Raw genomic sequence first — 21,610 nt, 5'->3', positions numbered from 1 at the left:
TGGCACGCATTTCCTGTCGAAATTGAAATGTCAAAGTCCCGTCATAATCGGCAACTAGCATTGGCTCAATTAATTTATTTGTTAACTTATCCATTGGGTGACTTATGAGCGTGCGAAATTTACTGATCCAAGGTGGCACCAGCCTCGTGCAAAATGCGCAGGGCGAAACTAACTGGAGCACCAAGGCGATAGCAACCTCGCACGCCTGCATAGACAGCATTACGGCCTCATCGAATGATTCCGCGCGCCCGCCTACAATGTTCGACGCTGGTGGTTTGCTGGTGTTGCCGGGTATGGTGGATATTCATGGCGATGCGTTTGAGCGGCAATTGCAACCACGGCCTGATACTTTCTTTTCGCACGATATTGCGCTGGCGGATACGGATAGACAATTGGTCGCCAACGGCATAACCACCGCTTGCCATGGCCTGACTTATTCGTGGGAAGGCGGTTTGCGTGGCCGTGAATCTGCGATCGCTTTGCTGGAACAAGTTGCGCGACAACGCAAGACGGCACACGTCGATCACCGCATCCATCTACGTTTTGAAAATCATCACATCGATGGTTTGGCAGATGGCTTGCAGTGGATACATCAGGGGCGGATTGATTTCTTCGCGTTCAATGAACACTTGCCGACTATCGCAGAAAAATCCTTGTCGCCGGAAAAACTGGCCGTCTACAGCGAGCGCGCTCGTTGCGATACCAATACTTATCTGCGTCGTTTGAAAAAAGCGCAGGAGCGTGCGGACCAAGTGCCCTACGTTATTGCGACCTTGGCCAAAGCTTGCATCACACGCGGCGTGCCTATGGCTTCGCATGAGGATCAGACATTCTTGCAGCGTGAGCGGTATCAGGAACTGGGCGTCAACATTAGCGAATTTCCACTGACGCAAGAAGCCTTGCTGACTGCGATGGGTCTCGGCAACCAAGTGGTCATGGGTGCGCCGAATGTATTGTTGGGCGGCAGTCATTGCGGCAATCTGGCAACTGAGGATGCAGTGAAGAGCGGCATGTGCGACATGCTGGCTTCTGATTATTATTACCCGGCGATGTTGCATGCGCCCTTCAAACTCGCGCACATGGGTTTGTGTACGCTGGCGCAAGCATGGTGTCTGGTAGCGCAAAACCCGGCGCGTGCATTGGGACTGGAAGATCGCGGACATATCCGCAATGGCGGTCGCGCCGACATGATCATGGTTGAAGTATCGGCCGCAGGGACGGCGCGTTTGGTGGCGACAATTGCCGCTGGCAAGATCGCCTACTGTGCCGATCCTGCGCGCTTGCACATGCCGCATCCATACGAACTGGCAGCCTGATCATGGCGTGGATGTTTTGATTTGTATGTAGCAGTTGATCTATGAAAGTTGTATCTGACAACGCCACAACGCATGTCCAGATGCTTGATATTTTTGTTCGAACGGCGTCATCGTCTGTTCGGGCACATACGGCAGACAACTCACTTCTTGCTGCGTTGCCTGCGTCAAAGCCTTGCTGAATTCTTCAATATAAATACGCCAGTTGCTGCGGCATTCCAGCGCTCCACCGAGCGCAACGATAGTCGGGAAAATAGCGTGCCCATGCCAGCGCCGAGCCAGATGCACACTTTTCGGCCATGGATTTGGATACAGAATGTAATGATGCTCCAGCTTTATTTCGCTCTGCAATAACAGCCGCCAGTAGTCCACCAGATCTGCACGCACCCGTGTGTAATTCGTCGGCATTAAATGCGGCCATTGCGTATTGCGCGCAATACGATCTGCCGATTGATCGACACCAATCACAAAGTGATCGGGGAATTGCGTCGCCAGATGCAGAGTCGATAAACCGACCCCACAAGCTGCATCGAGAATCAAAGGCTTGGCACCTGCAGCTTGCCAAGCGTCTATGCTGGTCTCAAATGCTGCGCGATTGTAATCAGTGATTGGTTTTTGAAACGGATGTGCAAGGTGCTTCGCAAGCAGTCCATCCAAATGTTGATGCACGTCGCTTTGGCTGCTGCTGATTTGATGAGAGTTCGCCTGCATCGCGATAAAACGAGAAAAATTGAATAGAAGAATTGCAAGGAGAACTGCAATGAGAATTGCGCTTGCGCTTCACCAGAATGATAAATGAAAGTTGATTAAATCGGGCGCAAAAAAAAAGCGACCCCCAAGGGATCGCTATGGCAGCTACAAAGTATTGTTAATGAAACACGACAGCCTGGCTCATGAATGAATCATAGTTGCCAAGAAAATCATCGATCTCTTCCACGCTGGGTTCAGAAGCAATCAAATCCTTCACTTCACGGCGAAACGATTCTGCCAATGCACCGGCAATAAATACTTCGCGCTTCGAAGGTTTATCCATGATTTCGTAACCACCAAAACGCAATGCATCCTGATCGGCATCCGCACCGAATTCCACTACGCTGTATTGATCGCTGTTGTAGATAACATTCATATAATCTCCTGGCGGCTATGCAATAAAAATCATTGCGTTGATACAGAAATGGCGCAGATTAGAAAAATTTCAAGTCCTAAGCAATGTCCTTAGCTTATAACTTGGTAACGGCGCGTAACAAGAAATATTGAGAAGAACTAACGATCGTTAACAATGTGAGCGAAATGACATTGTTAAGTTCATTTTTTGGAATTGCGTTTTTTGATTTTTTATTGCGTGCTGCACACGATATCGTCTGTGAGCGTTATTAAAACGTCATACGGCGTTTGTGTGAGAAAGAGGCGGAGTTGTTCTATGTGCTCGCTATTGGCGACGCTGATGTAAAGCCGTGCCGGCTTGGTGCGCAAAATGCGATTTAAATGCACGCGCATGATCATGTTGCCGACGCAGCACATGCAGCCGGGAGCAATGCGGGCAATGGTCAGATTGGGGCTGGACGCGAGGGTATCGAGTTCGCTGAGGCCGTCGGGCAAACCTTCGAGAATGATGGCGGTTTGCAGGCTGCTATCGATGTTGCTGAGAATGACGGCTTCGCGATCTTTGGCTCGCGCGCCCATCACCAGAGACGTCAGTGTCATAGTCCTTTTTTTGCAATCTTGCCGGGCTCGACGCCTAACTGTTTGAGCTTGCGGTAAAGGTGGGTGCGTTCCAGCCCGGTTTTTTCCGCGACGCGTGTCATGCTGCCGCCTTCCTGGCCGAGATGATGTTCAAAGTAGGCGCGCTCGAAGGCGTCGCGTGCTTCGCGCAATGGCAATTCAAATGAGGCGGTGAAAAATTGTGTATCAGCTGACATCAGCGATACCGGAATGCTGGCTTGATAGCTGAGGTTGGAAGTCGATGGCAGATTTTTATCTGCAGACAAATGATGCGATTGCATATCGTTGGATGCGATCGGCGCGCGCACCGGGATGGAGGCAACGCGCGTTACTTCCTGTCCGCGAGAAATACCTTGCTGCACGGCTTTCAACAGCTTTTGCAGCGAGATAGGTTTTTCGAGGAAGTTGAGCGCGCCTATGCGGGTTGCTTCGACGGCGGTATCGATGGTGGCGTGGCCAGACATCATGATCACCGGCATCGTCAGCAAACCATCGCGTTGCCATTCCTTGAGCAAGGTTACGCCGTCTGTATCCGGCATCCAGATATCCAGTAAAACCAAATCAGGTTTTGCAGCAGCGCGCAATTCCCGCGCTTGCTGGGCGTTCTCCGCTGTAGACACGACATGCCCCTCGTCCCCCAAAATTTCGGAGAGCAATTCGCGTATTCCCATTTCGTCGTCAACAACTAGAATGTTTGCCATCTGTTCACCTCCCTCAACGTAGTGTCATCTTCTATACAAGTCCTGTAGTTCGAACTTTGTCAGGACGATAACTTTAACAGTAAAATTGCTATTTTTGCACCATTCGCAGTGGTTCGATTTTTAATGTCGATACGCCCACCGTGTTCTTCAATAATCTTCTTCACCATTGCAAGACCTAGGCCAGTCCCGCGCGGTTTGGAAGTAATGTAGGGTTCAAATGCATGCGCCAGAATCTTTGGCGAGAAACCGGGGCCATTATCGGTAATCGTTAGTTGCACCGCGTTACTGACAGCGCCGTCCGAACTTCGATAATGAATTTCTTCCGTAATAATATCAATACGAGCGGCTGTATCCTTGTTTGTGCGATCTGTTACGGCGTCTTGCGCATTCTGCAGCAGATTGTGGATGACCTGACGTAATTGTGTTGCGTCGCCCATGATGGACGGCAAGCCATCGGCTAAATGTGCGTGAATGATATCGCGCTCATCGCCAGCCAGATACAGATGCAAAATTTCTTCTATTAACGCATTCAAGTCCAGTTCGGATAACACGGCCGGCGGTGTTTTTGCATAATCACGGAAATCATCGACCATGCGTTTCATTGCGGTGACCTGATTGACGATGGTTGCGGTGCTGCGTTCCAGCACTTGCGCATCCTGCTCGTTCAATTTTCCTTCCAGCTTCATGTGCAGACGTTCGGCCGACAACTGAATCGGCGTCAGCGGATTTTTGATTTCGTGCGCCAGACGGCGTGCGACTTCGCCCCATGCAATCGAGCGCTGGGCTGAGATCACATCAGAAATATCATCGAATACCACGACATAGCCGCTATCGCGTGCCGCTGGCAAACGTGAGCCGCGAGCAAGCAATGAAATATCGTTTTCTGCTTCTGGTCCGCCCATGCGGCGTGGCACGTCGATCTGATGCTGCCAATGCAAATTCTCGGTGGCGCCGCCCGCTGCGGACTGCGCACTTTTTTCTGAAAACGATTGTGTGATGACTTGTGCAAATGCGCTCAGGCCTTCGATTTCTTTGAGCGGCTTGCCTATGTGCTGGGCGAAGTCGTGTTCCAGAATACGTTCTACCGATTCGTTACAGGTGACGAGTTTGAAATTTCTATCCAGCACCATCACGCCCGCTGACATATTCGCGAGTACTGATTCCAGATAGCCTTTGGCGTTTTCCAGTTCAGTACGATTTTTTTCTACCGAAGAGCGTGCGTCGAATAATTGTCGCGTCATCGTGTTGAAAGATTGCGTCAGCGTGCCGAGCTCATCCGAAGTCGCGACAATCGGTCGCGGCGAGAGATCACCCTCGGCCACCGCCTTGGTTCCTTCCGCCAGCAACAGCAGTGGTTTGGCCAGATCGCTGGCGATCAGGAAGGCACCGGCGATCGCACCAAAAATCGCCAACAACAAAGTCAGCGTCAAGGTCACGATGTAGATTTTGCGCAAACCGGTGCGGGCAATATAGCGCTCTTGATATTCGCTGTAAGCCACACGTAGCGCTTCGGCATTGGTCGCTAGTTGTTCCGGTACTGGTTGCAATAATTGCAGATAGCGCGACTCGCTTTGCAGAGACAAACCCTTGCTTGAACTCGGGATTGCGACGACGACGCGCAGCCGCAGGCTATTGGCCGGATTGGCGGCTGGCGTCGTAATCGTATTGGTTTTTGCGTCGGTGACTGAGGGACTATTGTCTTGAAAATCGGTGTTGCCTTCGATGACTGCATAGCCCCGCGTCAGCCTGGCCTGGCGCAACATGGCTGCAGTCGGCAGATCTGGCAGGAAGGCGCTGAGCTGCGAGCCAGAGCTTGCTACCATCTGACCGTTGGCGGTGACGATGACTGCTTCTTGCGATAAATTTTGATCGCGTATGCGCGAGAGTTGTGTGATCTGCGTAGCGTCGGATGAATCTGATAATTCCAGCGCCATGTTGCGCGCTTTGGTGCGTAATTCATCGAGGGAAGAGTCGAGCGCAGCGCGACCCAGATTGAGGCCGGACTCAAGCGCGGATTCAACCCGTACATCGAACCAGGATTCAATCGAGCGCGAGACAAACTGCACGGACACCGTATAAATTACTGCGCCCGGCAAGATGCCTATCATCGCAAATAACAATACCAGCCGCGCCATCAATTTGGAGCCGAATTTGCCGCGCTTGTAGCGTTTGTATAAACGTATCAGTAACAGCACAACCAGCGTCAGCAAGGCTGCTGCAACGACTGCATTAAGAATCAGCAGCCAAGGATAATTTCGTTCAAACAGGTTGGAGTTTTCTGACGCGGAGGCCAGCATGAATAGCAGGATACTGATAACGGCGCCGCCAACTACCAGCAAATACCGAAGTAACCTGGTCACTGCCGTTCCGCCGTATAGAGGAAGTGCTTCCAGTTTGAGGTCAGGCGCCAGTCACTGCTATTGAGTGCATGCACCTGAAATGGTTTTGGAAGCTGAGCAACGTCGAGCTGCATGCGAACCGAGACAGAATAAGTCTCGCCGACTTTCAATTCATTTCTGTCCGCGACGACCCAGCGGTTCGGACGACGAACTAAAGAGAGTGCATCGTCAAGCGTAGAAAAACTTTGTTGCAGACGTCCAGTAATCGCCGCGTGATATTGCCGCGTCAGGACGTTGTAGGAAATACGTATGGTTTGCGAGTCGACTACTGCTTTGGCATCAAACCAGTACCAGCGCGGTTTGGTGATTTCAATTTCGGTGGTGAAGTACAAGGGAATGCCGCGATTCAGTGCGTCTTCCAGTCCGCGATTCAACTCAAACACAAAGGTCGACGAGAGTCGATAACCTTCACTACTGTCTTCCAAATGCGCTTGTTCAATTTCAATACCGTCCGCCGCCTGTGCGGTTACCAACTGCAGCGAGAACGCCAGCAGCAAGGTGGCGCATAGCCAGTAGAGGGAAGTGGAAAAGTTTTTTTTCACGCGTGAGGACAGTGCAATCGCCTGGCAGATTGAATGGGTTGAATATAAAGGTCAAGCACCGGATTTTTGAAACAGTGCGTAAAACAGGCCGTCATGGTCGTTTTCCAAACTCGTGCTTGGTAACAATTGTCCCGGCGCCGGTAATCTGGTCGCATTATTGCGCACAGCAAACGCAGCTGCTTGCGCTTCTGATTCTTGCGGCCACAAGGAGCATGTCACAAATAGCAATTTACCATCCGGTCGCAGCATCTGCCAAAGGTTGTCGAGAATTTCGCCAGAAATTGTTGCAAGCTGCGCAGTATCGCTTTTGCGCCGCAGCCAGCGGATATCAGGATGACGGCGCACGATGCCGGATGCAGTACATGGCACATCGGCCAGAATGCGATCGAAGGGTTTGCCATCCCACCAACTGTTTTCGCTGGCGTCGCCGGTCAGCAAGTTTGCCTGTAATTGCAAGCGCTCTAAATTTTCGGTGATGCGCGCCATGCGACGTTCGTCGCTATCCAGTGCGATCAGTTCGACATTGGCTGTTTCCAGAATGTGGCCGGTTTTTCCACCAGGCGCAGCACATGCATCCAGCACGCGCATGCCATCTTGCACATCCAGCAAAGGCGCGGCTAACTGAGCGGCGGCATCTTGTACAGAAACCAAGCCTTCGATGAAGCCAGGGATTTGACTGACTGGAGTTGCCTGCGCGAGTCGCACGGCAAACGGTCCAATCTGCGTGGCCGCAATACCTTGTTGCTCCAGCATTGCAAGGTAATCCGCAACATTGGTTTTGCGCTGGTTGACACGTAGGGTCAGTGGCGGCGCAGCGTTGCCGGCGGTCAGTATCGCTTGCCAGTCCTTTGGATAAGCCGAACGCATGCGATCTATCCACCAATCCGGATAATTCCAAACAGCCATTTGCGTGCCGGCTGCACTTTTCATTAACGCATCGCGCTCACGCAAAAAGCGTCGCAGGATCGCGTTGACCATGCCTTTGGCATGCGCCATGTCCGGATCTGCGGCTGCTGCTGTCACTGCTTGATCGACCACCGTGAAATCGCTGTAACGCGCGCCAGCTGTTGCGGCTTCTGGATCAGAAATCAGCGCCAGCGCACAACATAGCAAGCCGTGCAAAATTGCCGGCTCGGTTTGCTTGGTCGTCATCGCATTGAGCAAAGACTCCGCGCGACCGATATGGCGCATGCAATGATATGAAATATCCTGAATTGCACCGCGTGCTTGCGGCGTTGCGCTGGTTTGCGCAAAAATCCGCGCCAGCGATTGTGGCAATGCGATGCCACGACCAACATCTGTGACCGCCTGCGCAGCACCGTGCAGAGTAAAGGAAAGTGAATCAGGTTTTAAATGAATAGTTGCCACATTAGATTTTCGTTAGGGCGGGTTGCCGAGCGCGATGCAGTGATCGTTCCAAGCTGTTCCTGCCTGAGCAAACTTGCAAGAATGACCATGCAAAATGCCCGTGATTTTCAATGACGTGATTGTAACGGCAGCGGCCTGTCCGCGCGCGTTATGGTGGGATAAATTGCGGAAGTTCATGGCTTTGTTCGTTGAGTGGAATTCCGGCAATGGATTTAACTGGAATTTAACAAGACTTGCGGGGCGATGAGATTTGCAATGACGTCGAACTTGCTTGACCGAAGTTGCTTGAATCTAGCAAGAGCAGTTTCGATATTACAAACTGCTCCGCTTACATAAAGTATGACTAGTTGGAGTAGAGCTTGTCGTGTTGCTTAAGCGCGCCGGCGTAGTTTTTTGATGACTGCCGACGCGACTTAAAATATTTCAATTTCGCTTAAACGCCCCACATCACATCTTTGTTTTCTTCTCGTGCGGCGCGCAGCATTTCAAGTAGCGGATAGGCTCGTGACGAAAAATGCACAGCCTCTGGTTGTTCGTGATCGTTGTCGTCACCATCTTCGCCATGATGGGCAACGATGTCGCGTTGTACCGCTTCGGACGCGAAGTGCGCCTTGCTTTCTGTTATTTCGCCTTCCAGCAATTTGATGGCATTGGCTGTTTCTGCTGCGGTAATGACACCGCGTTTATGATCTTTATGCAGAAGGTCGAGAATACGTTTGGCATGTTCTTCATACATCAGGACCTCGGCCGCAGCTTTGGATTTAAACGTAATTAACATGAGCATCCTCCTTGATGTGAGCTTGATAAAACGATAGCACGATTTCAAAACGGCTTCTAGCGCCGTTATTCATTCCTGTCTTTACAGGATATACCTCTAAAGACAGAAATGCTTGTGTGCTAGTTCAATTTGAATGAAGAGAAGAACGTCGTCACCACATCGCGACTAATCGATTTCTCGGAGCCGACAACGATCAATTGATAGACGCGTTTTTCCTTCGCCAGAAAGCGTGCAAACAAAATGCGATTTTGTCCGTTCGCAGTCGCACCTAGCGCTTCAATTTCTGTCAATGCGATTGTGCCTGGAGCATTAATGGATTGCGGCATGGTCAATACTTTTTCCTGTTTGACGGTGCCACCGATATTGTTGATCATCGCGGTCTTCATCGCCGCCAGCGAAACCTGCGCTTGCGTGGCGTCCGGCAATTCCGCACTGCCGACAGCGAAGGTGACGCCGTCGACTTCGGATGCGACCATCGTCATCGAAACTTTAATGTCTTTTAAATCAATATCGCGTGTGTGCGTGGTTGGCTTGGTCGGTAACGCAATGACATACGGCGCGTTATCGCTACGTATTTCGCGCCAATCGTATTTGGGCGAGCAGGCACTGAGCAATAGAAGGCCGAGCATGAAAGTTATATTGCCGAATGGTGTGCTTGGAAAATTCATGATGATGGCTTCGTAGGCGAGGCAGCTATGGTACACCGCGCGCTGTGTGGATCTATTTTTCAGGCCCGCACATATACATTGATATGCATGGAATGTTTAACTCGATGCCAAGGCGAGTAAAATCTTCGAATTCTAAAAAAGCAATTATTGAAACCGAGTCATAAGGCCACAACTCATGGGAAAACTGCTGGCGATCGACGGGCTGAACATTGTGCGGCGTGTGTACGAAGCCAATGTCGAGCCCGATTCTTCGGCCAAGGCCGAAAGCGCACTGCGGCATTCGCTGACCTCGTTCCGCAAATTGCTCGCAACGCATGAGCCTACGCATGTGTTGCCGGCTTTCGACTTTGGCGGTCATACCTGGCGTCACGATTTGTACGCGCGCTATCGTGAAAACCGTGAGCCTATGCCTGCAGTTTTGAAAGAACGTCTACCGGATTTTTACGACCAATTAACTGGACTCGGACTCAAGGTGGTTGAGATACCAGAAGTGGAAGCCGACGACGTCATTGCAACCGGCGTCATGCGCTGGTTGGCCGAAGGTCGTGGCGATGCCATCATCGCGTCAACCGACAAGGATTTGCATGTGCTGATTGCGCATGGCGCCACGGTGTGGGATCACTTCAAAAGCGAATGGCACGACAGCAAATGGGTGGAAGATAAATTTGGTGTGCCGCCAGAAAAATTAACCGATCTGTTGGCCCTGATGGGCGACGTGTCGGACAGTATTCCCGGTGTGTCTAAAGTGGGCGTGAAGACTGCCGCCAAGTTGTTGCAGAGTTACGGCAGCATCGAACGCATCATGGCTGGCGCCGGCATACTCAAAGATGCATTGGGTGAGCGCCTGCGCAAGGACAGCGCGCAGCTCGCCATTTCTCGCCAACTGGTTGAACTGAAAACAGATGTGCGCATGGGCGTGACATGGAACATGCTGGCCTTTGATGCCACGCACATCAATTAATACACATCACGCACTTTACTATTTTGAAATCGAACTTTTATGACTGAAACCAATCAAGCCTATATCGTCCAGCAACGCAAAATGAATCCGGGCGAAAAAGATTTACCGGTTTATGCAAAAGCCATGCGTAGCAAAGAAGGTGTATTCGAAGGCGTGTCGTTTATTCGCAATCGCGAAAAGGCATCCGTCATGACGCTGGCAGAAGCGCAAGAAGCAGTCGCTTGGGCCAAGAAGAAAAAGCCGCTGGCTGGTTTGTATGAAACAAGCATTATTCCAGCGGAATAAATTCGGCTGCATGCAATATGCATTCGTAGCAAAGCACTAAAGCTCGTTGCCCGGATATGGTTGAAAAATTTTGAGACTTATGGCGAAAGGATATGTATGAACTTAACTATGCGACGCATGATTACCAGTGGCGCTTTTGCTTGCGCAGCATTGAGTGCGGCTGGGTATTCTTTTGCATCATCTCCTGATGCATGGCAGGTCTTGTACGACACAACGGCTCAAGCTTGTTTGAAGCAAAGTGGTTTAAAAAAAGCCAAGGTGATTGAAGGGCCAGTATTGTTTTCCAATACGATTCTGTACAAGATCAAAGGTGTCTGGCCGCAAGCGCATATGAAGGATAAGACCGGCAAAGTATATTGCTCGCATCCTTATCCAAATGGCGAACCTGAAATTGTCGATGCGCCTTGATTGAGTGAACGCGTACGATTCACCAATCTCTATTTCCCTGAGTTTTTAAAACTGCTGTTGCCCGCACGATGTAATCACATCGATGGGCAACAGCATTAGCACTCCTGCTTATTTCAATTCAGGTGTAGTGCTTGGTGGTTTGCGAACCTTGGTTGCCTGTTCAAATGCATAAGCTACTTTGACCAAGGTTGCTTCATCAAACGGTTTGCCCATGATATCCATGCCGATAGGAACGCCTATCGGCGCGTTGGCGCTAGGCTTTGAAAAACCGATCGGCACTGTAAATGCAGGGAAGCCGGTCATCGCAGCCAGGATACCGTTGCGATCAGCCTGATTCAATTCACCAATTGGAACAACCAAACGCTTCTGCAATGGATAGATGATCGTATCGACATTCTGTTCTTTCATGCGCATCAACAAGCGATCGCGCAAGCCATCCAGTTTCGACAAACGCAGCAAGTATTCCTTTTGTTCACGTGGCGTTTCAATTGCATTTGATGTGGTCAGGAATTTTTCCAAGGTTGGTTTGTTGAACTTGCCGGACGCAATAAATTCGCTCAATGTTTTCACAGGTGTTGCATCGCCCAGGCTTTGCAGGTACGCATTGAACAGAGGTTTGAATTCCCATTTTTGTACATCGTAGTCATTGTTGATTGCGCCAGCATCGAACATCGGATCATCAATTTCGACTACGGTTGCGCCGGCTTTTTTCAAAGCGGCGACGGCATTCGCCATCGCAAGATTAACTTCTTCATGTTCAGGCTTGGTGCCCAAAAATGTTTTCAAGACAGCGATGCGTGCGCCTTTCAAACCCTTGGCATCAAGATAAGCCGTATAGGTTTTTGGAATGTGGCTGGCGCCGCGTGCGCTAGTCATATCTGCGGCGTCGAAGCCTGCGATAGCGTCGAGCATGATCGCTGCATCAGTCACGGTGCGCGTAATCGGTCCGACCACGTCTTGCGTATCCGACACCGGCATCACGCCAGCGCGGCTGACCAGGCCCAAGGTCGAACGAAAGCCAACTAATGCATTGGCCGAAGCGGGCGAGCGTATTGAGTTGACTGTGTCGCTACCCAAACCTGCAGTGGCAAAGTTGGCAGCAATTGCAACGCCAGTGCCGCCACTTGAGCCGCCTGGTGTGCGCGTCAAGTCATACGGATTGCGGGTTTGTCCGCCCAGCGAGCTGACAGTCGTGCCGGACAATGCCAGTTCATGCATATTCGTTTTCATCAAAATGATGGCGCCGGCTTCGCGCAGCTTGCGTGTGACAGTGCTTTCAATCGCTGGACGTACACCTTTCAATGCTTCCGAGCCGCCGGTGGTTGGCATGTCCAAGGTGTTGTAATTGTCTTTGGCGGCGATTGGAATGCAGTGCAAAGGTCCGCTCAGTTTGCGGGTCTTTTTAAATTCAGCATCTTTGGCTAGCGCGAGTTCATGTGCTGCAGGATTAATGGTCAACACGGCATTCAGCGCGGGGCCTTGTTTGTCGTAGGCTGCAACACGCGCGAGATAGGCGTCTACCAAATCAGTGCAACTCAGCTTGCCGCTTTTCAGGGCAGTTTGAATTTTGCTGATCGATGCTTCTTCGATAGGAAATGGTTGTGCTGCGTGTGCTGTGATCTGCAGAAGGGCCGTAAGGGAAAAGGCGAGAGCTTTGAGTTTCATGGCATGTCCTTGGTTGATGAATGCGTTATGTACGCAATTACCATGCCTGTGACATGTCAGATTTTGGTGCGTTAAATGATCACTAAGTTGCTGATTGATCATTGTTCGCGTAAGGCGCGTCGATATTGAATCGCTTCCGCGATGTGTGCTTGCCTGATGGTTGAAGCATTACTCAGATCAGCAATCGTGCGGGCGACTTTCAATACACGATGATAGGCGCGAGCTGACCAGTTCAAGCGGGTCATCGCTGTGCGTAAGAGCTGTTCACCGGCTTCATCTGGTTTGCAATAACTATCCATCTCAGTGCCGGACAACAAATTATTGTGTTTGCCTTGCCGCGATAGCTGGCGCTCGGATGCATGCGCAACACGCGCGGCGACATGCTCCGAAGATTCACCGGTCGATTGTTTGAGCAAGTCTTCATGCGCAAGTGCTCCGACGTGAATTTGCATGTCTATGCGATCAAGCAAGGGACCAGAAATTTTTCCCTGATAGCGCGCAATTACATCGGGTGTGCATCGGCATTTATTCGCTGGATGTCCCAAGTAGCCACATGGACATGGATTCATGGCGGCGATCAATTGGAATCTTGCCGGAAAATCCGCCTGTCGTGCGGCGCGCGAAATAGTGATCTGTCCTGACTCTAGCGGTTCGCGCAAAACTTCCAGCACCGCCCTGCTGAATTCGGGCAATTCATCGAGGAAGAGCACACCGCGGTGAGCTAAAGAAATTTCTCCCGGCCGCGGTGTGCCACCACCACCAACTAGTGCAACACCAGACGCCGTATGGTGCGGCGAGCGAAATGGCCTCACCTTCCAACGCGCAGTAGTAAAGCCGCTGGTCAGGGATTGAACGGCTGCTGATTCCAACGCTTCATCATCTGTCATCGGCGGCAAAATGCCTGCAAAGCGGGCGGCCAACATCGATTTGCCAGTACCGGGCGGACCAACCATTAATAAACTGTGTGCTCCTGCAGCTGCCACTTCCAAAGCACGTTTTGCTTGTGCCTGTCCTTTTACATCCGCCAGATCAGGGTAGCTCGGTCGCTCACTTACCGGTGCTGCGATATGGCGCGTCAAACGCGCATCCGGATCTGTGGCGGCGAAGTGCGCGCAAACCTGTAACAACGAATCTGCCGGAAAAATTGTGACATCCTTTACCAAGGCAGCTTCATCGGCATTCATACGCGGCAAAATGAATGCGCGTTGCTTGCCGCTTTTATCGCTGCTGCGATGCATGGCGAACGTCATTGCCAGTGCGCCCCGGATAGGACGCAGTTCTCCTGATAAAGAGAGTTCACCTGCAAATTCATACTGCGCTAATTTGTCGGCAGGCATTTGGCCCGACGCGGCGAGTATGCCGAGTGCGATGGGCAAATCAAATCGACCCGACTCTTTTGGTAAATCTGCTGGCGCGAGGTTGACGGTGATTCTTCTTGATGGGAATTCGAAACCTGCATTCTGTAAAGCCGCACGTACGCGATCCTTGGCTTCCTTTACTTCAGTCTCCGGCAAACCAACAATCATAAAAGAAGGCAATCCATTCGCCAGATGAACCTCTACCGTTACTTCAGGCGCTTGCATTCCTGCCAGCGCACGACTCGTCAAAACGGCTAGGCTCATGAGACTCCTTGGGATTTACTGCGGGTCAGCGGATGCTGTAATCAGTGTTTGCAGTGCTTGGCGTGTTCTAAGTGAGCAATAGCCGCTTTGACGATCGCGTATCTCAATGCTTGATCTTGGTTCGGATGATGCGAGATATGCACAACGATGGTGCCAATATGGATAGCCTTGCCGTGCGGATCGTCGGCAAGGTCTTGAAAGGTGATAGCGAATGCGTATTCTGCAATCAATGGGCCGCAGGCTTGCCAGTCGCGAGTCCATTTGGGCAAAATCTGGGTGTTTTCCCATAAAGAGCCGGCACTCTCGTAGAACTCTTCGATGTTGTGATGTCCCCGCAACTGCGCCAGATGGCGCTCTTGGGCGATGCAACTACGGAAGTACTCTTCGTCGCTCATGCGCATGGCGCCCCCTGTTATTGGGATGGTATTGCCGGCTTCTCGTGAAAACATAAAAGCAATCCGCCGTTGGTAAATTGCGGCACGCTGAGTTTGCCGCCGAGATATCAAGTTTGTCGCATCTATATAGTTAGCATGCGAAAACGAATAAGCCCGCGATTTACCAATGCTGGCGGAGTGTTCTTATTTTTTCAGTTGTGCTTCCAATGCAGTTACTTGTGCTTCGAGTGCTTCTAATTTGGCGCGGGTGGTCGCAAGCACTTGCGCTTGCACATCGAATTCCTCTCGTGTGACCAGATCCAGTTTCGAAAATCCCTGGCTCATCATCGCTTTTACATTTTTTTCAATGTCTTTGACCGGCGAGTTCTCCAGCACTTGATTGATCTTGTCTTGCATGTCGTTAAAAAAATTAGGCTTTTCCATTTTTTCCTCTGAAGGGGTAATTATTTGCACCTACTCAGTGCAAATTATGTTTATATGCTCCACAGAAGTGCGCGCATGGGTTTTGGTAGCTTGAGAAAATAGTTTTGGGTAAGGATTAGTAGTGAAAATGATAATACATTCTATCTAAAAAGCTGGCATGAGTCCTGCTAAATGTAGACCTGAGGACAACCAATGTTGGTTTCTATATTTAACTCTTAAAGGGAATATCATGAAAAAACTGATTCTTGCAGTCGCTGTAATGGGTGCATTCGCTGGTGTTGCTAACGCACAAGAAGCTGCTACCGCTACTCCAGAGCATACTTTCACAGGTAACGTTTCAGTGGTCACCGATTATCGTTTCCGTGGTGTTTCACAAACTTTCAATCAACCAGCGATTCAAGGCGGTTTTGACTATTCCCATTCTAGCGGTTTCTATGTCGGTAACTGGAACTCAAACGTAAGCGGTAACTCGTTCACAGATGGTTCGATCGAAATGGATCTGTACGCTGGTTACAAATTTGCGATCACACCTGATTTTACTGCTGACGTCGGCGCACTGTACTACTACTATCCAGGCGCGGATACATCAGCTGGCGTGTCATACAACACTACAGAAATCTATGGCGCGATCACTTACAAATGGTTGACTGCTAAATACAGCCACGCAGTATCTGATTTCTTTGCTGTTCCTGACTCAGACGGTTCGGGTTACCTCGAGTTGAACGCAGCGTTTGAAGTTGCGGACAAAACGACATTAGGTCTGCATGTTGGTCATCAAAAAGTGCGTCACAACAGCACAGCTGACTATACCGATTACAAAATTTCCTTGGCACGTGACTTTGGTTTTGCAACCATCGCTCTGGGCGTAACTGCTACAGATATCGACGGTGACGGCTTGGTGACATCGTCAAGCGGAAAATCGAAAAAAACTGCTGACACAAAAGCAATCTTGTCGATCTCCAAAGCTTTCTAATTTAAAAAATAACGTAAGAGGTTCAAATGAAACTGATTACCGCAATTATCAAGCCCTTCAAGTTGGATGAAGTGCGGGAAGCCTTGTCTGCGATCGGCGTTCAAGGCATTACCGTGACTGAAGTCAAAGGCTTCGGTCGCCAAAAAGGTCATACCGAGTTGTATCGCGGTGCGGAATACGTGGTGGATTTCTTGCCAAAAACGAAAATCGAAGCAGCGGTAGATGACACGATCGTTGATCGCGCTATCGAAGCAATCGAAACCGCGGCGCGTACCGGCAAAATTGGCGATGGCAAGATTTTCGTCTATGACCTGCAACAAGTCGTCCGCATCCGCACCGGTGAAACCGGTAAAGAAGCACTTTAAGGGGAATGAGATGAGTATCAAGAAAATATTCGCAAGCGCCCTGGCAACTGGTGCTTTGTTGGTTGCCGTAGGTTTTTCGGCACCGGTGATCGCTGAAGAAGCAGCTGCTCCTGCAGCTACGACTGAAGCAGCAGCGGCGCCAGCTGCTGCAGCACCGGCAGCAGCGCCTGCTCCAGCAGCGGCCGCAGCTGCACCAGCTGAAGCGCCAGCCGCACCGGCACTTGTGCCGAATAAAGGCGACGTGGCGTGGATGTCGATTGCAACCATCCTCGTGATCATGATGTCGATCCCTGGCTTGGCACTGTTCTACGGCGGTTTGGTTCGCTCGAAAAACATGTTGTCCGTGTTGATGCAAGTCTTCATGGTGTTCTCGGTGATCGTGGTGTTGTGGTGTGTGTACGGCTACTCGCTGGCATTCACACAAGGCGGCGCGTTCATTGGCGGATTCGATCGCTTGTTCCTGAAAGGCATCACGGCTGAAACAGTCGCTGCTACTTTCAGCAAAGGTGTCGTGATTCCTGAGTTCAGCTTTGTCGCTTTCCAAGCTACGTTCGCGGCTATCACTTGTGGCCTGATCGTTGGTGCGTTCGCAGAACGTGTGAAATTCTCCGCAGTCCTGTTGTTCATGGTCTTGTGGTTCACATTCTCGTACTTGCCTATGGCTCACATGGTCTGGTTCTGGCCTGGTCCTGATGCTTACACAGATGCTGCTGCTGCTGAAGCTGCTACTTCTGTATCAGGCTGGTTGTTCCAAAAAGGCGCACTCGACTTCGCTGGCGGTACCGTAGTTCACATCAATGCTGCTATCGCAGGCTTGGTTGGTGCATACGTTATCGGCAAACGTGTTGGTTACGGTAAAGAAGCGATGGCTCCTCATTCGCTGACCATGACCATGATCGGTGCTTCGTTGCTGTGGGTGGGCTGGTTCGGTTTCAACGCAGGCTCCGGTCTGGAAGCAAACGGCCTGTCGGCTTTGGCAATCGTCAATACTCTGTTGGCTACAGCTGCTGCAGTTTGCACCTGGACCTTCGGCGAATGGATGGCTAAAGGCAAACCTTCAATGCTGGGTGCTGCATCCGGTGCGGTTGCTGGTCTGGTTGCGATTACACCTGCTGCCGGTTTCGTCGGCCCAATGGGTGCACTCGTAATCGGTCTGCTGGCTGGTATCGTCTGCTTGTGGGGTGTAAATGGTCTGAAACGCTTGTTGGGCGCAGATGACTCACTCGACGTGTTCGGTGTGCATGGCGTTGGCGGTATTCTCGGTGCGATCCTGACCGGTGTATTTGCTGATCCAGCACTCGGCGGCTCAGGTATCTATGACTATGTTGCTAACGCTGTTGCTCCTGATTACTCGATCATGGGTCAAGTCTGGATTCAAACCCAAGGCGTGATCACTACAGTGATCTGGTCTGGCGTCGTTGCTTTCATCGCCTTCAAACTAGTTGACCTGGTTATCGGTCTGCGTGTTCCAGAAGAAGAAGAGCGCGAAGGTCTGGACATCACCAGCCACGGTGAGTCGGCTTACCACTCGTAATCTGTTTCTCCTGACCCGCACAAGCGGGTATTCAAAAGCGCCTCCTCGTGAGGCGCTTTTTTCGTTTGGGGCTTTAAAATTGCCCTTCAGCCCACACCTAGATAGATCAAATTGAGCGGATAAGCTTGCCGAACCGAGGGCGCAATCGGCGTTTCCCGTTTAAAATCAGCGTCAATTAACGATAGTTCAGCAAAAAGGTTTATATGGTTCCGCATCTCGTCACGGCCTTGAACGGTCCGTTGCTCGACCTTGAAAAAAAGATTCTCACCGCCACGCCAGCCATTGAGCGCTGGTTCAGGCTGGAATGGCAAGAACACACGCCGCCTTTTTATTGTTCGGTCGATCTGCGTAATGCCGGTTTCAAGTTGGCGCCAGTCGACACTAACCTTTTTCCAGGCGGCTTCAACAATCTTTCGCCGGAAATGCTGCCGTTGGCGGTGCAGTCTGCAATGGCGGCGATTGAAAAATATTGTCCCGATGCCAAGAATCTGTTGCTGATTCCTGAAGGGCATACGCGCAATACGTTCTATCTGCAAAACGTCGCGCGTCTGATGCAGATCTTCCGCCAAACCGGTTTGAATGTGCGTCTCGGCACGCTTAATCCTGATATCACCGCACCAACGCCGATCGAACTGCCGGATGGCACAACCTTGACGCTGGAGCCGCTGGAGCGCTCGCACAATGGTCGTCGCGTCGGCCTCAAAAATTTCGATCCCTGCACCATTCTGCTGAATAACGATTTGTCAGCTGGTTTGCCTTCGATCCTGGAAAACATCAACGAACAAAACCTGTTGCCGCCTTTGCATGCTGGCTGGGCGGTGCGTCGTAAAACCAATCATTTTGCCGCCTACGATGAAGTGGTGAAGAAGTTCGCCAAGATGATCGATGTCGATCCATGGATGCTGAATCCGTATTTCATGAAGTGCGATAACGTCAATTTCAATGAACATACTGGCGAAGACAGATTGGCCGCGAATGTCGATACCTTGCTCGCCAAGATGCGCAAGAAGTACAAGGAATACGGCATCAAGGAAAAACCATTCGTCGTCGTCAAAGCCGATGCCGGCACGTATGGCATGGGCATCATGACCGTGCACGATGCGAGCGAAGTCAAAGATCTGAACCGCAAGCAACGCAATAAAATGTCTGTCGTCAAAGATGGTTTGGAAGTCACAGACGTCATCATTCAAGAAGGTGTGCCAACGTTTGAACACATCAACGAATCAGTCGCTGAGCCTGTCGTCTACATGATTGATCGCTATGTTGTAGGCGGCTTCTATCGTGTTCATTCCGAGCGTGGCAATCACGAAAACCTGAATGCGCCTGGCGCGCATTTCGTACCGTTGGCATTTGCACATCAACATGCATTGCCTGATTACCAGGCCAAACCCGGCACCGCAGCACCGAATCGTTTTTACATGTACGGTGTCGTTGCGCGTTTGGCTTTGCTGGCCGCATCGCTGGAAATGGAAAAAACCGATCCTAATCCGGAAGTGTATTAAGCGATTTAGCAAAGAAGCAGAGTGAGGCAAGTGTCTCGCTTTTCTTCAGTGAGTTACGTATTTCGTTGTAGTTGATGAAGACACTCAATTACGCAGTAGCAGTTTTCAAACAATTAAACTTTGTCCTGCAGGTATCGCAGGCAAGATGATTTCTCAGGATGTATCGAATGAAAATAGCTTTCGTATGTGATCCGCTGGATGGCTTCAAGATTTACAAAGACAGCACTTACGCGATGATGGCCGAAGCGGCGCGCCGCGGATATGCGATCCATGTGTTTCAGCACAAGGATATGGCGTTCGAAGGCGGCAAAGTGGTGGCGAATATTTCGCGCGTGACATTGACCGGCGACAACGACGATTGGTATCGTCAGGACGCGCCAGTCGCGCAGGAACTGTCGGGCTTCGATGCGATTCTGGAGCGCACCGATCCGCCTTTCAATATGGAATACATCTACGCAACGTATTTGCTGGAGCTGGCGCAGCAACAAGGTGCGCGTATTTTCAACAAGCCGGAAGCAGTGCGCAGCTTCAATGAAAAACTCGCGATTGCGCAATTCCCACAGTACATCGCACCGACCTTGGTCAGCAGCGATGCGGTACGCATCAAGGCTTTCCACGGCGAACATCGCGACGTTATTTTGAAACCGCTGGATGGCATGGGCGGCGCCGGGATTTTTCGCGTAAAAGACGATGCGCTCAATCTTGGTTCCATCATCGAGACGCTAACCGATAATGGTCGTCAAACTATCATGGTGCAGCGTTACATTCCTGAAATCACCGAAGGCGATAAACGCATTCTGTTGATCGGCGGTCAGGTCGTGCCATATTGCCTGGCGCGTATTCCGCAAGGAACAGAAATTCGCGGTAATCTCGCTGTCGGCGGCATAGGTGTGGCGCGCGAAATATCCACACGTGATCGCGAAATCGGCGAAGCTTTGGCGCCCATCCTTTTAAAAAGAGGCTTGTTACTGGTAGGATTGGACGCAATTGGTGATTACATGACCGAATTAAATGTGACCAGCCCGACGTGTTTCCAGGAAATCAAGCAACAGACTGGTTTTGATGTTGCCGCGATGTTTGTGGATGCGCTGGAAAAGCAGACTGAAACGTGGAATTCGTAAGTAAATAAACGACGTTGCCAGAAATTTTAAGTAAGTTGTTGTAAAAATTCAGGTTAAATAAAGCAGATGGTTGGTATCCTGTTATTGACGCACGCACCTTTGGGGCAAGCCTTTATCTCGGCGGCCACCCATGTGTTCCGATCGCTTCCGGAAAAGCTGGAGTCTGTCGATGTTACGGCCGATCAAGACACTTGTGAAGTCGAACAACTTGCGAAGAAAGCCATCGCTGGTTTGGACGACGGCTCCGGCGTGTTGGTCATTACCGACGTCATGGGCGGTACGCCATCGAATTGCACCTTGGGTTTGTGCAATGTCGAAAATGTTGCGGTGATTGCGGGTATCAGTTTGCCGATGTTGTTGCGAGCAATTACGTATCGTCAGGATACGCTCGATGTTGTAGTGGAGATGGCATTAGCCGGTGGTCAAGGAGGCGCGGTCAGAGTAGACAACCGCGTACGACTCTCGGCGAATTGATTAACTGATTTAAATAATTCTTATAATAAAAATGATTGAACAAGAGATTGAGATTGTCAACAAGCTGGGTCTGCATGCACGCGCTTCCGCCAAGCTTACCCAGTTAGCTGCAAAATATCAGAGTGAAGTCTGGATGACGCGCAATAAACGCCGCGTCAACGCCAAGTCCATCATGGGTGTGATGATGCTGGCAGCCGGCAAAGGCTCCAAGGTCATGTTGGAAATCAATGGCCCGGACGAACAAGAATGTTTCGACGCAATTGCATTGCTGATTCAAGATAAGTTCGGTGAAGGCGAATAATCAAGCCAGAGTAAATAGCAGGCATTCAGCTTGCATGCACGGGCTTGTTTTTCAAGCTGCCTTCAGCTTCCACTGATACGGACTGACTCG

24 protein-coding genes are annotated in these 21,610 nt (G+C 50.8%); 11 read left to right on the top strand and 13 right to left on the bottom strand.

Translation table 11 applies throughout. The features are described 5' to 3' along the window. Nucleotides 1-104 precede the first annotated feature (104 nt). A complete protein-coding gene (locus tag Q7T66_RS00450) occupies nucleotides 105-1,316 on the top strand; it encodes an alpha-D-ribose 1-methylphosphonate 5-triphosphate diphosphatase (RefSeq protein ID WP_304931259.1) in 1,212 nt (403 codons plus the stop codon). A 39-nt stretch (nucleotides 1,317-1,355) separates the two neighbouring features. On the opposite strand, the gene Q7T66_RS00445 is transcribed toward Q7T66_RS00450, so the two are convergent. The 9 genes from Q7T66_RS00445 to Q7T66_RS00405 all read right to left on the bottom strand — a co-directional run bounded on the left by Q7T66_RS00445 (nucleotide 1,356) and on the right by Q7T66_RS00405 (nucleotide 9,491). After that, nucleotides 1,356-2,024 (bottom strand): tRNA (guanosine(46)-N(7))-methyltransferase TrmB, encoded by a 669-nt coding sequence (locus Q7T66_RS00445; protein ID WP_304931258.1) that lies wholly within the window; start codon nucleotides 2,022-2,024, stop codon nucleotides 1,356-1,358. A gap of 157 nt (nucleotides 2,025-2,181) precedes the next feature. Beyond that, a complete protein-coding gene (locus tag Q7T66_RS00440; protein ID WP_304931257.1) occupies nucleotides 2,182-2,439 on the bottom strand; it encodes a DUF3567 domain-containing protein in 258 nt (85 codons plus the stop codon). Nucleotides 2,440-2,648: 209 nt separating this feature from the next. Next, nucleotides 2,649-3,017, bottom strand: a complete 369-nt coding sequence (locus tag Q7T66_RS00435; RefSeq protein WP_304931256.1) for a GTPase — start codon at nucleotides 3,015-3,017, stop codon at nucleotides 2,649-2,651. Further along, nucleotides 3,014-3,736: a response regulator gene (locus Q7T66_RS00430; protein ID WP_304931255.1), complete on the bottom strand. Its 723-nt coding sequence runs from the start codon at nucleotides 3,734-3,736 to the stop codon at nucleotides 3,014-3,016. Before Q7T66_RS00430 ends, Q7T66_RS00435 begins: the two co-directional genes overlap by 4 nt. Nucleotides 3,737-3,795: 59 nt before the next feature. Continuing rightward, on the bottom strand, nucleotides 3,796-6,096 hold the full coding sequence (locus tag Q7T66_RS00425; protein ID WP_304931254.1) for an ATP-binding protein: 2,301 nt from the start codon (nucleotides 6,094-6,096) through the stop codon (nucleotides 3,796-3,798). Next, entirely contained in the window at nucleotides 6,093-6,677 is a 585-nt protein-coding gene (locus Q7T66_RS00420) for a DUF4390 domain-containing protein (protein WP_370691583.1), read from the bottom strand. Before Q7T66_RS00420 ends, Q7T66_RS00425 begins: the two co-directional genes overlap by 4 nt. Before the next feature lie 51 nt (nucleotides 6,678-6,728). Next, nucleotides 6,729-8,045, bottom strand: coding sequence for a 16S rRNA (cytosine(967)-C(5))-methyltransferase RsmB (gene rsmB, locus Q7T66_RS00415; RefSeq protein ID WP_304931253.1), 1,317 nt, complete (start codon nucleotides 8,043-8,045; stop codon nucleotides 6,729-6,731). A gap of 433 nt (nucleotides 8,046-8,478) precedes the next feature. Beyond that, nucleotides 8,479-8,823, bottom strand: coding sequence for a DUF1840 domain-containing protein (locus tag Q7T66_RS00410; protein WP_304931252.1), 345 nt, complete (start codon nucleotides 8,821-8,823; stop codon nucleotides 8,479-8,481). A gap of 119 nt (nucleotides 8,824-8,942) precedes the next feature. After that, nucleotides 8,943-9,491, bottom strand: a complete 549-nt coding sequence (locus tag Q7T66_RS00405) for a hypothetical protein (RefSeq protein ID WP_304931251.1) — start codon at nucleotides 9,489-9,491, stop codon at nucleotides 8,943-8,945. A 175-nt stretch (nucleotides 9,492-9,666) separates the two neighbouring features. On the opposite strand from Q7T66_RS00405, the gene Q7T66_RS00400 reads away from it, so the two are divergent. The 3 genes from Q7T66_RS00400 to Q7T66_RS00390 all read left to right on the top strand — a co-directional run bounded on the left by Q7T66_RS00400 (nucleotide 9,667) and on the right by Q7T66_RS00390 (nucleotide 11,145). After that, nucleotides 9,667-10,452: a 5'-3' exonuclease H3TH domain-containing protein gene (locus Q7T66_RS00400; RefSeq protein ID WP_304931250.1), complete on the top strand. Its 786-nt coding sequence runs from the start codon at nucleotides 9,667-9,669 to the stop codon at nucleotides 10,450-10,452. A 39-nt stretch (nucleotides 10,453-10,491) separates the two neighbouring features. After that, nucleotides 10,492-10,737, top strand: coding sequence for a hypothetical protein (locus Q7T66_RS00395; RefSeq protein ID WP_304931249.1), 246 nt, complete (start codon nucleotides 10,492-10,494; stop codon nucleotides 10,735-10,737). 96 nt (nucleotides 10,738-10,833) lie between these two features. Continuing rightward, nucleotides 10,834-11,145 (top strand): hypothetical protein, encoded by a 312-nt coding sequence (locus tag Q7T66_RS00390; RefSeq protein ID WP_304931248.1) that lies wholly within the window; start codon nucleotides 10,834-10,836, stop codon nucleotides 11,143-11,145. A gap of 108 nt (nucleotides 11,146-11,253) precedes the next feature. Here Q7T66_RS00390 and Q7T66_RS00385 read toward each other — a convergent pair whose 3' ends face one another. From Q7T66_RS00385 to Q7T66_RS00370, 4 genes are all read right to left on the bottom strand, one after another. After that, on the bottom strand, nucleotides 11,254-12,810 hold the full coding sequence (locus tag Q7T66_RS00385; RefSeq protein ID WP_304931247.1) for an amidase family protein: 1,557 nt from the start codon (nucleotides 12,808-12,810) through the stop codon (nucleotides 11,254-11,256). Between the two features lie 98 nt (nucleotides 12,811-12,908). Further along, nucleotides 12,909-14,432, bottom strand: a complete 1,524-nt coding sequence (locus Q7T66_RS00380) for a YifB family Mg chelatase-like AAA ATPase (RefSeq protein ID WP_304931246.1) — start codon at nucleotides 14,430-14,432, stop codon at nucleotides 12,909-12,911. A gap of 41 nt (nucleotides 14,433-14,473) precedes the next feature. Then, nucleotides 14,474-14,827, bottom strand: coding sequence for an aminoacyl-tRNA synthetase (locus tag Q7T66_RS00375; protein ID WP_304931244.1), 354 nt, complete (start codon nucleotides 14,825-14,827; stop codon nucleotides 14,474-14,476). A 183-nt stretch (nucleotides 14,828-15,010) separates the two neighbouring features. Beyond that, nucleotides 15,011-15,250 (bottom strand): accessory factor UbiK family protein, encoded by a 240-nt coding sequence (locus tag Q7T66_RS00370; RefSeq protein ID WP_304931243.1) that lies wholly within the window; start codon nucleotides 15,248-15,250, stop codon nucleotides 15,011-15,013. A 229-nt stretch (nucleotides 15,251-15,479) separates the two neighbouring features. On the opposite strand from Q7T66_RS00370, the gene Q7T66_RS00365 reads away from it, so the two are divergent. From Q7T66_RS00365 to Q7T66_RS00335, 7 genes are all read left to right on the top strand, one after another. Further along, nucleotides 15,480-16,223, top strand: a complete 744-nt coding sequence (locus Q7T66_RS00365) for a TorF family putative porin (protein WP_304931242.1) — start codon at nucleotides 15,480-15,482, stop codon at nucleotides 16,221-16,223. 26 nt (nucleotides 16,224-16,249) lie between these two features. Beyond that, nucleotides 16,250-16,588: a P-II family nitrogen regulator gene (locus Q7T66_RS00360; RefSeq protein ID WP_112990278.1), complete on the top strand. Its 339-nt coding sequence runs from the start codon at nucleotides 16,250-16,252 to the stop codon at nucleotides 16,586-16,588. Between the two features lie 10 nt (nucleotides 16,589-16,598). Beyond that, entirely contained in the window at nucleotides 16,599-18,122 is a 1,524-nt protein-coding gene (locus Q7T66_RS00355; protein WP_304931241.1) for an ammonium transporter, read from the top strand. Between the two features lie 203 nt (nucleotides 18,123-18,325). Beyond that, nucleotides 18,326-19,624 (top strand): glutamate--cysteine ligase, encoded by a 1,299-nt coding sequence (gene gshA, locus Q7T66_RS00350; protein ID WP_304931240.1) that lies wholly within the window; start codon nucleotides 18,326-18,328, stop codon nucleotides 19,622-19,624. Between the two features lie 167 nt (nucleotides 19,625-19,791). After that, nucleotides 19,792-20,745, top strand: a complete 954-nt coding sequence (gene gshB, locus Q7T66_RS00345; protein ID WP_304931239.1) for a glutathione synthase — start codon at nucleotides 19,792-19,794, stop codon at nucleotides 20,743-20,745. 66 nt (nucleotides 20,746-20,811) lie between these two features. Beyond that, nucleotides 20,812-21,219, top strand: coding sequence for a PTS sugar transporter subunit IIA (locus Q7T66_RS00340; protein ID WP_304931238.1), 408 nt, complete (start codon nucleotides 20,812-20,814; stop codon nucleotides 21,217-21,219). Nucleotides 21,220-21,250: 31 nt separating this feature from the next. Further along, nucleotides 21,251-21,520, top strand: a complete 270-nt coding sequence (locus Q7T66_RS00335) for an HPr family phosphocarrier protein (RefSeq protein ID WP_304931237.1) — start codon at nucleotides 21,251-21,253, stop codon at nucleotides 21,518-21,520. Nucleotides 21,521-21,610: the final 90 nt, after the last annotated feature.

Source organism: Herminiimonas sp. (assembly GCF_030655415.1).
The sequence above is the reverse complement of the archived record's forward strand: the minus strand, read 5'-3'. Positions and strand labels throughout refer to the sequence as shown.